This is a genomic window from Vreelandella aquamarina, assembly GCF_044805175.1.
Classification (GTDB): Bacteria; Pseudomonadota; Gammaproteobacteria; order Pseudomonadales; family Halomonadaceae; genus Vreelandella; species Vreelandella aquamarina_B.
In genome coordinates, this window is record NZ_CP085232.1 from 2,036,357 (window position 1) to 2,049,184 (window position 12,828).

A 12,828-nucleotide genomic window follows, 5' to 3' on the forward strand; every position below is an offset into this window, starting at 1 on the left:
CCTATTCCTTGCCAGCGCAGCGGGCGATGAGTCGGTGGTTACGCAGGATAACGGCCCGCCCAAACGGGAACCCCTTGCTGGCGTAGCAAGCGCGTTGTTTCAAATAGTGGCAACCCCACCACAGCAGAGTGGCTACCCTGAATTTGTTCAATAAAGATGGCTGCTAAGCCTTGAATAGCATACCCACCGGCTTTATCGGCAGGTTCACCCGTCAGCCAATAGCAAGCGATCTCTTCCGGCGTTAACTCGCGCATGGTGACGTCCGTAGTCACACTGCAGGAGAGTATACCCTGGGGCCCGCTCACCGCTACCGCCGTTAACACCTGATGCGTGCGGCCAGAGAGCATTTCCAGCATAGCGGCCGCGTGCTGCTGATTGTTAGGCTTCCCTAAGATCGTACCATCGATCACCACCGCAGTGTCTGACCCCAGCACAGGCAGCGGAGTCTTACCCACTGCCGCTTGGGCTTTTGCCACCGCCAACCGCTCAACATAGGCCGCCGGTGCTTCAGCCTCATGCGGTGTTTCATCGATATCGCTTGGCATGACGCAGACCGGCACACCGATCGAGGCAAGCAGCGCTTGGCGGCGTGGAGACGCCGAGGCCAAACAGAGTACGGGGGCATCGTGTGTCATCGTCATCCTCGATTATGCTTCACGCACTGGCCAACCGACGCTCAATGGCCTTAAACATTGTAGCGAGCCACGGCCACAGGAGTGCGCTCATCAGTGACGGGATCAAGAAAGAGAGATGGATAGAAAAAACACCGGTCAGCGTTCGCAGCCACTGCTCCACCAATTGCACCAACCCCAGCAGCACCAGCACCAGCACCGATTGCTGGACAAGGGAGTAGGCCCGAAAACGCGGATATACCAGCGCGGCCAGGAAGGTCAGAAGCGAGAAAATCAGCGCATGTTGGCCAAGCGCCGTGCCCTCGATAAGATCCATCAAGAGGCCGAATACAAACCCGTGGAAAACCCCGACCCTATCCGGTGCCTGCATGCACCAGTAAATCAGCATTAACCCGATCCACTCCGGGCGAAAAACCTGCCACCCGTCGGCCAGCGGCATCACTTGCAGGCAGAGCGCAAACACCAAGCTCAGCCAGACCACCACCAGGGGCACTACCGGCGCACGCGCCATTAGCGGTCCTCCTGCACAATGGGGGACGCTGGTTGCCCAAGTCGCTGGGCGGCATGGAGCGCGTCGGCTGAGATATCCATGGACTCATCCCAAATAGAAGCATCCAACTCTTCACGGGGGGGCGGAAAGAGCAGCAGAAAGTGGCGCGAACGCTGCAGCTGGGCAGAGGGTTCAGCGACTACTCGGGCAAATGGCTGGCCAGGGTCGTGATACACCTCGGTCACGCGGGCCACCGGATAGCCGGGCGGAAAACGGCCTGCCAAGCCGGACGTGGTCAGCAGGTCACCTTCGCGTATATCCGCCGTATCGGGCACATGCAGCACATGCACGCTGCCGTAACGGCCGGTGCCCTGGACAATAAAACGCAGCCCATTGCGGTTAACCTGCACAGGCAGCGCGTGGCTGGCATCGGCTAGTAGCAGCACACGGCTGGAGTAGGCAGACACGGCGGTTACCTGCCCCACCAAACCGGAGGCATCGATAACCGGCTGACCCACATAAGCACCGTTGCGGTGCCCACGATCCACCACCATTTGGTGGCTAAAAGGATCATTATCCAGCGAGAGTAGCTCCGCTGTGATATAGGGAATCTCACGGCGCTCGGCTGCGCCAAGTAGATTGCGCAACTCAGCATTCTCAGCCGTTAAGTTAGCCAAGCGTTGGCCACGATGGGAAAGCGTTAAGATTTGCTCGCGCAGCCGGCGGTTTTCGTCCACCAGCGCCTGCTGATCGGAGAGCGCCAGCGCCCCCCAATTCAGCACATCACTAGGCACACTGACCACCCATTGGATGGGTGCGACAACCATAGTCATTTGGGCGCGCACCTCTTCCATACGGGTAAAGCGATGGTCGGCAAACATTAACGCGCTTGCCAACAGCACACAGAAGAGTAGCCGGTAACCGGGTAGCGGCCCGTGTGAGAACAGCGGTTTAATAGGCAATCCCCCGCGATAAACCGCTGCGCCTAGTCGCTCGACAGCAACTCAAAGGTGTGCTGGTCAATCATCTCCAGCGCCTTGCCGCCGCCACGGGCTACACAGGTAAGCGGATCTTCCGCCACAATTACCGGCAGGCCGGTCTCTTCGGCAATCAGCTTATCCAGGTCACGCAGCAGCGCGCCACCACCCGTCAGCACTAAACCGCGCTCGGCGATATCGGATGCAAGCTCGGGAGGTGACTGCTCAAGGGCGCTTTTCACAGCGGCCACGATAGAGCCCAGCGTTTCCTGCAGTGCTTCTAGAATCTCGTGGGAGTTCAGTGTGAAGCTGCGCGGAATGCCTTCTGCGAGGTTACGGCCACGCACGTCAATCTCGCGCAGCTCGCCCCCCGGGTAGGCGCAGCCAATCTCTTCCTTGATGCGCTCGGCGGTGGCTTCACCAATCAGGCTGCCGTAGTGGCGACGCACGTACGCGGTGATCGCCTCATCAAAACGGTCACCGCCTACGCGGATCGATTCTGAATAGACCACGCCGTTTAGCGAAATAATCGCAATCTCCGTGGTACCGCCACCAATATCCACGACCATCGAACCCTGAGCTTCCTCCACCGGCAGGCCGGCGCCAATCGCAGCGGCCATTGGCTCTTCGATCAGGAAGACTTCACGGGCGCCTGCGCCTTCCGCCGATTCACGAATCGCCCGACGCTCGACCTGGGTCGACATGCAGGGAACGCAAACCAGAACGCGAGGGCTCGGGGTCAGGAAGGTGCTTTGATGCACTTTACGGATAAAGTGCTGGAGCATCTGCTCGGTAACGGTGAAGTCAGCGATGACACCGTCTTTCATCGGGCGGATAGCGGTAATATTGCCAGGCGTGCGGCCGAGCATACGTTTTGCATCGGCACCCACCGATGCCACGCTACGCATATTGCCAGACTGGCGGATGGCGACTACGGACGGTTCATCAAGGACAATGCCGCGTCCGCGTACATAAATCAGTGTGTTGGCCGTACCCAAGTCGATCGATAGATCGCTGGAAAACAGCCCCCTCAAACGTTTGAACATGGATGTTGTTACCTAGTGCAGACCGGGAACCCTGTGCGGATGCAAACGGTATCACCGCAACCCCTTGGCAGCAAGCACGAGTCGTGCCCAGCACTGCCCGTTAGGAGCAAAATGTGGTACCTTTTGCGGCTATTTTCCACGTCTGCTCCGTCAGACGAATTTAAGATGACCGTATGTATACCGCTCAAAGCGGAATATGTTCCATCACGATTGCGAGGAAACCTCGATCATGGCGCTTGAAGAATCCCATGTGCGCCGGGCCGCACACCTGGCCCGACTCGCCGTTAGCGACGACCAAGCCCGTGGCTTTGTCGACGATCTAAGCCGCATTCTGGACATGGTCGACCAGCTCCAGAGCTTGGACACCGAAGGCGTCGCGCCGCTTGCCCACCCGCTGGACGCCACCCAGCGCCTACGTGCCGATGAAGTCACGGAAACGAACCAGCGCGACCTGTTTCAGCGCTGTGCCCCAGCAGTGGAAAATGGCCTTTACCTCGTCCCGCGTGTGGTTGAGTAACCCGCGCCTACCGCTCGTTTCTGCTTATTTTATTCGCCCCTGAACGGAGCTTCCGGGTCATGCATGATAAAACCGTAACGCAGCTCGCCGCCGCCCTAGCCAGCGGCGAGCTCTCCAGCCGAGAGCTGACCTCCCACTTTTTGCAGCGCATTGAGAAAACCGACGGTGAACTCAATAGCTTTATCACCGTGACCGCCGAGCAGGCACTTAGCCAAGCAGAGGCCGCCGACAAAGCCCGCGCCGATGGCAACGCCGGTAAACTCACCGGCATCCCCCTGGCGCTGAAAGATATTTTCTGCACCCAAGGCGTGAAAACCAGCTGCGGCTCCAAGATGCTCGATAACTTTGTCGCGCCTTATGATGCCACCGTGGTGGAGAAGCTAAGCGCTGCGGGCACCATCAGTCTGGGTAAAACCAATATGGATGAGTTCGCCATGGGCTCCTCCAATGAAAGCAGCCACTACGGCGCGGTCAAAAACCCGTGGGATCTCGCTGCCGTTCCCGGCGGCAGCTCCGGCGGCAGCGCGGCAGCGGTGGCAGCGGGGCTTGTGCCTGCGGCCATGGGTACTGATACCGGCGGCTCTATTCGCCAGCCAGCGGCGTTTTGCGGTATTACCGGCCTGAAGCCCACCTACGGGCGCGTCTCCCGTTACGGCATGATCGCCTACGCCTCCAGCCTCGACCAAGCAGGCCCCATGGCGCGCACCGCTGAAGACTGCGCACACCTGCTGAACGTGATTGCCGGACACGATGTGCGCGACTCCACCAGCGTGGCACGCGGCGTGCCTGACTATACCGAGACCCTGAACGCCCCGCTCTCTGGCCTCAAAATCGGCCTGCCTAAAGAGTACTTTGGCGACGGTTTGGACCCCGAGGTAGAGAAAGCCGTTCGTGAAGCGGTGAAAGTGTATGAGTCGCTAGGTGCCACGGTGCGCGAGGTGAGCCTGCCGCATACCCACTACGCCATCCCGGCTTACTACGTCATCGCCCCCGCCGAGGCCTCCTCCAACCTGTCGCGCTTTGACGGCGTGCGTTTTGGCCATCGCTGCGACGCCCCTGCAGACCTGATCGATCTCTATACCCGCTCGCGGGCGGAAGGCTTCGGTGAAGAGGTGAAGCGCCGTATTCTGATCGGTACGCACACGCTATCGGAAGGCTTCTTCGACGCCTACTACACCAAGGCGCAAAAGGTTCGCCGCCTGATTCGCCAGGACTTCCTCGACGCCTTTGAAGATGTCGATGTGCTGATGGGCCCCGCCTCCCCCACGCCCGCCTTCGACCTCGGCGCGAAGAAAGACCCAGTCTCCATGTACCTGCAAGACATCTACACCATCGCCGTCAACCTGGCGGGAATTCCCGGCATTAGCGTACCCGCAGGCTTTGCCGGTGGCCGCCCAGTGGGCCTGCAGATTCTGGGTACCCACTTTGCCGAAGCGCAGCTGCTTAACGTCGCGCACCAGTTTCAGCAAGCCACCGACTGGCACCTTCAACTGCCCGCCTTTGCCGAGGAGAACGCCTAATGCAATGGGAAACCGTGATCGGGCTGGAAGTCCACGTTCAGCTCGCAACGCGCTCTAAGATTTTTTCCGGCGCCTCCACCGCGTTTGGCGCCGAGCCGAACACCCAGGCCTGTGCCGTTGACCTGGGCCTGCCGGGCGTTTTGCCGGTACTCAATGAGCAGGCCGTAGCGATGGCGGTGCAATTTGGCCTCGCCGTCCAAGCAGACATCCCCGAAGTCTCGGTATTTGACCGTAAAAACTACTTCTATCCAGACCTTCCCAAGGGTTACCAAACCAGCCAGATGTACCACCCCATCGTGGGCGCTGGGGAAGTGGAAATCACCCTGGATGACGATACCACCAAGCGAATTCGCATCCACCATGCCCACCTGGAAGAGGACGCCGGTAAGTCACTGCACGAAGACTTCCACGGTATGACCGGCATCGACCTGAACCGGGCGGGCACGCCGCTGCTGGAGATTGTCTCCGAGCCGGATATGCGGAGTGCTAAAGAAGCGGCCGCCTACCTAAAGGCGATCCACTCCATCGTGACCTATCTGGGCATTTCCGACGGCAACATGGCCGAAGGCTCGATGCGTTGCGACGTCAACGTGTCGGTTCGCCCCAAAGGGCAAGAGGCGTTCGGCACCCGGGCGGAGATTAAAAACGTTAACTCGTTCCGCTTTGTGGAGCGCGCTATCGCGTTTGAGGTCGAGCGTCAGATCGAGCTCATCGAAGATGGCGGCAAGGTGGTCCAAGAGACTCGCCTGTACGATCCAGAGCGCGACGAAACCCGCAGTATGCGTACCAAGGAAGAGGCCAACGACTACCGCTACTTCCCCTGCCCCGACCTGCTGCCGGTGGTGCTGGATCAAGCCTACCTGGATCACCTGCGTAGCCAGCTACCGGAGCTGCCCGCTGATAAGCGCGCCCGCTACCAAAACGAGCTGGGCCTGTCGGCGTACGATGCCAATGTGCTGTCGGCCAGTCGCGAAATGGCGGAATTCTTCGAGGAAGTGCACCGGGTCTGTGGTGACGCCAAGCAGGCGGCCAACTGGGTACAGGGCGAGCTTTCCGGCGCGCTCAACCGCGAAAACCTGAGCATTCAAAACAGCCCAGTGTCGGCGCAGCAGCTTGGCGAACTGGTCAGCCGCGTACTGGACGACACCATCAACGGCAAAGCCGCGAAGCAGGTCTTCCAGGCGCTGTGGAATGGCCAGGGTGAAAGCGCGGATGCAGTCATCGAAGCCAAAGGCTTGAAACAGGTGACCGACACCGGCGCCATTGAAGCGATGATCGATCAAGTCATCGCGGAAAGCCCAGCCCAGGTGGCCCAGTACCGTGACTCCGAACCTGAGAAGCGCGGTAAGATGATTGGCTACTTTGTGGGCCAAGTGATGAAGGCATCACGCGGCACCGCCAACCCCCAGCAGGTCAACGGCTTGCTGAAAGAGAAGCTGGATGCGCTGCTCTAAATGACACGGCCATCGTCCAACAGCGGCTGCTTCGGCAGCCGCTTTTTTTGGCTAACACTACGTGAGCTGACTGGGCTGCGTAAAACGCTTGAGCTGGGCGCAGCCTGCCGCCCATACCTCCGCCTCTAGCTCGGCGATGGCAGCGGTGGGAAAACCGACCCCTTGGCTCGGCGCACCTTCGACCAATAGGCCGGCCAAGTCGCCTACTAACGGCATATGGCTGACCAGCATGATCGGCGTGTCGTCGCGTTGGGTGAGTAGCCACTCGCTAACCCCGCTAGGTGAGTCATCCGGGGTAATAAATGCCAGCGTAGTGAGCGGCGCACCAAGGGCATCACTAATCCGCTGGGCGGTTTGCTGAGCGCGCACATAGGGGCTGGCGTAGAGTGTTGGCCGCGCCAGCTCGCCCTGCTCGATACGCGATGCCAGCCAGCGGGCCATGGTATCCGCCTCTTGCTCGCCGCGCGATGTTAGCCGCCGAGCTTGGTCAGGAAAGCCGGGGGCAGCTTCGCCATGGCGCATAATCAGTACGCTATTCATACCGCTATTCATCGCAACCTCCGCTGTTGTGTTGATCCTGGTGAGCCTGCTCGCGATGCGCCTGCTGAACCGCCTCACGGGGCAGGATAAACTCTACGTCGCTGCTCTGCTCCCCCATCATCAGCGTGCCCGCCATCTCCTGGGCGGGTACGCCATCGAAGAGCACGCGGTTCAAACCTTCAGCTAACGGCATATAAACGCCCATCTCGCGGGCCTTGGCACATACCAGCTTCACGGTATTGACCCCTTCCGCCACCTGCCCGAGCGCAGCTACCGCTTCCTCCAGGTTGCGCCCCTCACCCAGCGCGTAACCCACCCGATAGTTACGCGACAGGTTAGACGAGCAAGTGACGATGAGATCGCCCACGCCAGCCAAGCCAAGAAACGTCATTGGGTTGGCCCCTTGGGCAACCGCAAAGCGGCTCATCTCAGCCAGGGCGCGGGTCATCAGCATACTGCGGGTGTTCTCGCCCATCCCCAGCGCCGCGGCCATGCCAGCGGCGATAGCGTAGATATTTTTCAGCGCCCCGCCCAGCTCGACACCGTGGCGGTCATTACTGGCGTAAACACGGAAATAGCGGCAGCCCAGCGCCTGCTGGACACGCGTGCGCGTGAGGGCATCGGCACTGGCGATCACCGTGGCGGTCAGCTGCTTGTCAGCAATTTCCGAGGCCAAATTAGGCCCAGCAATCACCCCAATATGCGGAAAGCCGGTCTCTTGCTCCAGCACCTGGCTCATGAGCATAAAGCTATCTTGCTCGATGCCTTTGGTGGTGCTGACCAGAATTTGCTCGGGCGTCAGCCAGGGTTTGGCCGCTTGCACCACGCTGCGAAACGCTTTCGACGGGATGGCAATCAGCACTAATTCAGCGCCCGTCAGCACCGTTTTCAAATCGGTCGATGCCGTAACAGCTGGATTGATCGCATAGTCGGGAAGGTAGCGCCCGTTGCGATGCTCCTGATTGATCTGCGCGACCAGCGCTTCATCGCGCATCCATTGACGCACGTTAGCGCCGTTGTCGGCAGCGATACTGGCCAGTGCGGTGCCAAAACTCCCGCCCCCCAGCACCGCGACATTACTTTGCTGCTCTGCCATAGCCATGTCCTGAAATTCTTCTGCGTAACGGTGGACCTGCACACCACCCATTTTGATAAGTACTACCTTAACAAAACAAGCGGCCCGCTTGGTAAACCAAGCGGGCCGCCATTAACGGATGAACACCATTACGCCGTTAATACGCTATTGAGGCGTTTCACGTAGGCTGCAGGGTCGTCCAAGTGGCCGCCTTCCGCGATAATCGCTTGATCCAGCAAAATATGGGCTAGCTGGCTAAACAGGTCACCCTCTGCATTTTCCAAACGCGCTACCAGCGCATGGTTGGGGTTAAGCTCCAGAATGGGCTTCACCTCCGGCAGCTTCTGGCCTGCGGCTTCCATAATGCGGCGCATTTGGTAGCCCATCTCGTGCTCGGGCAGTACCACACAGGCGGGTGAATCGGTCAGGCGGTGGGTGATTTTCACCTCTTGAACGCCGTCGCTCAGCGCTTCTTTAACGCGCTTCACGAGATCCTCTTTCGCCTTGGCGGTCTCTTCCTGGGCTTTTTTCTCGGCTTCGTCCTCGACATCGCCCAGGTCCAGCTCGCCTTTCGCCACGTCGGCAAACGACTTGCCGTCAAACTCCGTCAGGTGGCTCATCAGCCACTCATCGATACGGTCGGAGAGCAGCAGCACTTCAATGCCTTTCTTACGGAAAATCTCCAGGTGCGGGCTATTTTTCGCTGCGTTGAAGCTATCCGCCACCACGTAGTAGATCTTCTTCTGGCCCTCTTTCATGCGCTCGACATAATCCGCCAGGGAGTGCTCCTGGGCAGCGGTATCGGTATGCGTGGAGGCAAAGCGCAAGAGTCCAGCGACCTTTTCGCGATTAGCGAAGTCTTCACCCGGTCCCTCTTTCAGCACGCTGCCGAAGGTGTTCCAGAAGGTTTGGTACTGCTCGCTGTCTTTAGAGAGCTTCTTGAGCATATCCAGGGCACGCTTGGTCAGCGCCCCTTTGATCTTATCGACCTTGGGATCCTGCTGCAGCAGCTCGCGGGAGACGTTCAGCGACAGGTCACGGGTATCCAGCACGCCTTTGATAAAGCGCAGGTAGAGCGGCAGGAACTGTTCGGCGTCATCCATGATAAAGACACGCTGCACGTAGAGCTTCACACCACGGGCACCGTCACGGTCGAACATATCGAACGGCGCACGGCCGGGCACATACAGCAGGCTGGTGTACTCTAGCTTGCCTTCAACTTTGTTGTGGCTCCAGGTGAGCGGGTCGCTGAAGTCGTGGGCAACATGCTTGTAGAACGCTTTGTACTCATCGTCGGACACCTCGCTCTTCGGGCGTGCCCACAGCGCGGTGGCTTCGTTAACGGTTTCCCAGGTAGTCACTTCGCTACCTTCGATCCCGTTACCGTCGTCATCCTTAGCCGTTTCGACTTTCGGCATACGCACCGGCACTTCGATATGGTCGGAGTACTTGCGTACCAAGCTCTGCAGGCGGTAATCGTCGGCAAACTCCTTCGCATCGTCTTTCAGATGCAGGATGATTTCGGTGCCGTGGACGTCGCGCTCGATATCAGCGACGGTGAACTCGCCTTCACCTTTGGAGCGCCACTCCACGCCTTCCGAAGCCGCCGTGCCCGCTTTACGGGTACGTACCGCGACTTCATCGGCCACGATAAAGCCGGAATAGAAGCCGACACCAAACTGGCCAATCAGCTTGGCATCCTTTTGCTGCTCACCGGAGAGCTGCTTCAAGAATTCAGCCGTGCCTGAACGGGCAATAGTGCCCAGGTTGGCGATCACGTCTTCGCGGTTCATGCCAATGCCGTTATCACGTAGGGTAATGGTATTGGCGTCGCGGTCATGCTCGATTTCAATCCTCAGCTCGCTGTCGCCTTCATACAAGGCGTCGTTGTCGAGTGCTGCGTAGCGCAGCTTATCGCAGGCATCGGCAGCGTTGGAAATCAGCTCGCGTAGGAAAATCTCCCGGTTGGAGTACAGGGAGTGGATCATTAGGTTCAGGAGCTGCTTAACTTCCGTCTGAAAGCCAAGGGTTTCTTCGTGGGTCGCAGTGGTCATGCGCTTAGCCCTCATTGATCACGTGTTGCTTAGCGCCCCTGCCTGTGGGCAGGAGCAGAAAAGATAGTGAACTCAATATGGGGATAAGCGAAGGGATTTCAAGAAGGTGTGTGCGAAGAAGCGGTGGCGGCTTCGTTAGCGAACTTCCATGCGCGATAGCCTGCCAAATGTGCGTCGACGCGATTGAGTAACCAACCGACAATCAATACGTCATCTACAACGCCAAGCAGCACTAGAAAGTCTGGAATTAAATCAAACGGCATCACCAAGTACGCCAGGGCAAGCGCCATGGTGCCAAATGCGGACCAAGGAATGGGCCTGAAATCTCCCCGCAGCACATCCCGAGTCATGGGTAGAAAGAGTTTCAGCGCGCGGGCAATACGTTTCACCGCCCATGCACGCGTTTTCAGTCGACGAAATAATCCCCAAGTGGATAATCGTGCCATCGTAATTGAATCCTCCAAGTGTCACGATTGTCAGAACATCTCCTGTGTATATAGTTCAACTACTGTGCATATAGTTCACCATAGTGCCTTTCACCCGACTAGCGAGTAAGGGGAGTGCCATGCAGGCTACGCCATTCCGTTCCGCCCTTCGCACCCTGTGCACAGCGGTAATTATCGGCCTACCCACTGGCTCGTGGGCGGCGTCCGATGACGCCATGCGCGATGCGCTTGACGCCGCGCGCCAGCAGCAGTGGGAACGCATCGACGAGCGCGCCATTGAAGGACATGTACTTAGCGGCTACGTTGAGTATCACCGCTTACGCAACCAACTACCCAACGTTGCCGCCAGCCAGGTACTCCAGTTTATTAACCGGTATGCCGACTCCCCCTTATCGGACTGGATGCGCGGTCAGGCGATTGCCAAGTATGGCCATGCCGGACGTTATGGTGAGCTGCTCTCGGTTGCCGATGGCGAACCTTCCGGTACGGCGCGCCAGTGCTATTACTACACGGCCCTGTTGGACCGCGCGCCGGAGCAAGCGCGTCGTGCAGGCTTGGCGCTGTGGCGAGTAGGCAGCTCCCAACCCGATGCCTGCGATACGCTGTTTAATCGCCTACGTGCCGATGGCACCATCAACGCCAGCGCTATTTGGGAGCGCAAAATGCTGGCCTGGCAGGCTGGGGAAGCACGCCTAAGCAGCTATTTAGGTGGCCTACTAAGCGGCCAATGGAAAACCGCTTTGGATACGGTAGAGAGGGTCAACGCTAACCCGGGGGTCATCACCTCGGCACCCGTGTGCCTAGGGCCTGAGTGCGCGGCTACCGCTGCTTTTTACCAGGCGGCGATGCAGCGCTTCACCAGGGAGGACACCCCCGCCGCGTTTGCCGCCTGGCAGCAAATCGCACCGCGCTTAAACCTCACGCCGCAAGACCGCCAGGCTATCGAAGAGGAGCTGGCCTTTTACGCGCTGGTACGCGAGGTACCCGGCACCTTGGGTTGGGTCGATGCGGTACTACCTTCACTACACAGTGAGCGGGTTTTAGAGCTACGGGTGCGTCGTGCGCTGGCGGAACGCCAATGGGCTGATGTTATCCACTGGATAGCTGAAATGCCTGCCAGCCAGCAAGAGAGCAGCCGCTGGCAGTACTGGCTAGGGCGTGCCAACGAGCAGCTTGGCAACCGCGAAGCAGCGCTTGCGCGTTACCAGCAGGCAGCCGCCGACCGCAGCTTTTACGGCTTTGCCGCTGCCGACAAAATCGATCAGCCCTACCGGCTGAACCAGGAGCGTCACCACTTCGATGATGCCACCCGCGAGCAGACCGCCCAGCTACCGGTGGTGCAGCGTACCGAGGCACTGCTACGTATTGGCGAAGACGGCCTGGCGAACAGTGAATGGCTCCATGCCGTACAGAACGCCACACCCCAACAGGCACGGGCATTGGCCGATTACGCCGCCCACCAGCAGTGGCACGCACGCTTGGTACAGACCACCATTGCCGGCGGAATGTGGGACGCCCTGGAGTGGCGCTTTCCGCCCGCCTACCGCGATAGCTTTTTGCACTGGGGCCGCCAAACTGGCGTTGACCCCTACCTATTGATGGCTATCACCCGCCGTGAGAGTGCCTACAACCCGGTCGCGCTCTCCCCTGCGGGCGCCCGCGGATTGATGCAGTTAATGCCGGGCACCGCCACGCAAGTGAGCCGCCAATTAGGGCTGAACGACCCAGGCCCATACGGCGTACTGGAACCCGAGCTGAATATCCGCCTGGGTAGCACCTACCTAGGCGACAAACTGGAGCGTTACCAAGGCAACCGCTTAGCGGCCACCGCTGCCTATAATGCCGGCCCTGGCCGTGTGGACCAGTGGCTGGGCACCCATAGCATGGAGTCGTTCGACCTCTTTGTGGAGAGCATTCCGTTTCGCGAGACCCGTGACTACGTTCAGGCCGTGCTAAGCTACCGCGTTATCTTCAAGAGCCTAGCCAACGGCGGCAGCAGTGAGGGTGTCTCGCTGCTCAATGAAAACGAGCAGGCGGTACGCTACGACCGGGCACTGGTACAACGCTGATAGTGCGC

At 59.3% G+C, this 12,828-nt stretch carries 12 protein-coding genes; 4 read left to right on the plus strand and 8 right to left on the minus strand.

The genetic code is table 11. From position 1 onward, the window contains the following. Positions 1-38 precede the first annotated feature (38 nt). From LG300_RS09610 to LG300_RS09625, 4 genes are read right to left on the minus strand one after another with little or no spacing between them, the layout of a single operon-like run. On the minus strand, positions 39-635 hold the full coding sequence (locus LG300_RS09610; protein ID WP_404374902.1) for a Maf family protein: 597 nt from the start codon (positions 633-635) through the stop codon (positions 39-41). Positions 636-654: 19 nt separating this feature from the next. After that, positions 655-1,143 (minus strand): rod shape-determining protein MreD, encoded by a 489-nt coding sequence (gene mreD, locus LG300_RS09615; protein ID WP_404374904.1) that lies wholly within the window; start codon positions 1,141-1,143, stop codon positions 655-657. Further along, positions 1,143-2,084, minus strand: coding sequence for a rod shape-determining protein MreC (gene mreC / locus LG300_RS09620; protein WP_404374907.1), 942 nt, complete (start codon positions 2,082-2,084; stop codon positions 1,143-1,145). The genes mreD and mreC overlap by 1 nt, the downstream gene beginning before the upstream one ends. Positions 2,085-2,107: 23 nt before the next feature. Then, positions 2,108-3,145, minus strand: a complete 1,038-nt coding sequence (locus LG300_RS09625; protein WP_018915723.1) for a rod shape-determining protein — start codon at positions 3,143-3,145, stop codon at positions 2,108-2,110. Between the two features lie 229 nt (positions 3,146-3,374). Here LG300_RS09625 and gatC point away from each other — a divergent pair, with 229 nt between their 5' ends. The 3 genes from gatC to gatB are packed head-to-tail and all read left to right on the plus strand — an operon-like array spanning position 3,375 to position 6,636. Further along, positions 3,375-3,662, plus strand: coding sequence for an Asp-tRNA(Asn)/Glu-tRNA(Gln) amidotransferase subunit GatC (gene gatC / locus LG300_RS09630; protein WP_404374910.1), 288 nt, complete (start codon positions 3,375-3,377; stop codon positions 3,660-3,662). A 59-nt stretch (positions 3,663-3,721) separates the two neighbouring features. Continuing rightward, entirely contained in the window at positions 3,722-5,182 is a 1,461-nt protein-coding gene (gatA, locus tag LG300_RS09635; RefSeq protein WP_404374912.1) for an Asp-tRNA(Asn)/Glu-tRNA(Gln) amidotransferase subunit GatA, read from the plus strand. Beyond that, positions 5,182-6,636 carry an Asp-tRNA(Asn)/Glu-tRNA(Gln) amidotransferase subunit GatB gene (gene gatB, locus LG300_RS09640; RefSeq protein ID WP_404374914.1) on the plus strand — a complete coding sequence of 485 codons (1,455 nt, stop codon included), beginning with the start codon at positions 5,182-5,184 and terminating at the stop codon, positions 6,634-6,636. The genes gatA and gatB overlap by 1 nt, the downstream gene beginning before the upstream one ends. A gap of 57 nt (positions 6,637-6,693) precedes the next feature. On the opposite strand, the gene sixA is transcribed toward gatB, so the two are convergent. The 4 genes from sixA to LG300_RS09660 form a co-directional block, all read right to left on the minus strand. After that, positions 6,694-7,188 carry a phosphohistidine phosphatase SixA gene (sixA, locus tag LG300_RS09645; protein WP_404374916.1) on the minus strand — a complete coding sequence of 165 codons (495 nt, stop codon included), beginning with the start codon at positions 7,186-7,188 and terminating at the stop codon, positions 6,694-6,696. Beyond that, positions 7,181-8,272: an NAD(P)H-dependent glycerol-3-phosphate dehydrogenase gene (locus LG300_RS09650; RefSeq protein WP_404374918.1), complete on the minus strand. Its 1,092-nt coding sequence runs from the start codon at positions 8,270-8,272 to the stop codon at positions 7,181-7,183. The genes sixA and LG300_RS09650 overlap by 8 nt, the downstream gene beginning before the upstream one ends. Positions 8,273-8,400: 128 nt before the next feature. Continuing rightward, positions 8,401-10,305 carry a molecular chaperone HtpG gene (gene htpG / locus LG300_RS09655; RefSeq protein ID WP_404374920.1) on the minus strand — a complete coding sequence of 635 codons (1,905 nt, stop codon included), beginning with the start codon at positions 10,303-10,305 and terminating at the stop codon, positions 8,401-8,403. Between the two features lie 98 nt (positions 10,306-10,403). Next, the gene (locus tag LG300_RS09660) at positions 10,404-10,751 is read right to left on the minus strand and encodes a YkvA family protein (RefSeq protein WP_404374922.1); all 348 of its coding nucleotides are present in this window, start codon (positions 10,749-10,751) and stop codon (positions 10,404-10,406) included. Positions 10,752-10,870: 119 nt separating this feature from the next. On the opposite strand from LG300_RS09660, the gene LG300_RS09665 reads away from it, so the two are divergent. Next, entirely contained in the window at positions 10,871-12,820 is a 1,950-nt protein-coding gene (locus LG300_RS09665) for a transglycosylase SLT domain-containing protein (protein WP_404374924.1), read from the plus strand. Positions 12,821-12,828 lie beyond the last annotated feature (8 nt).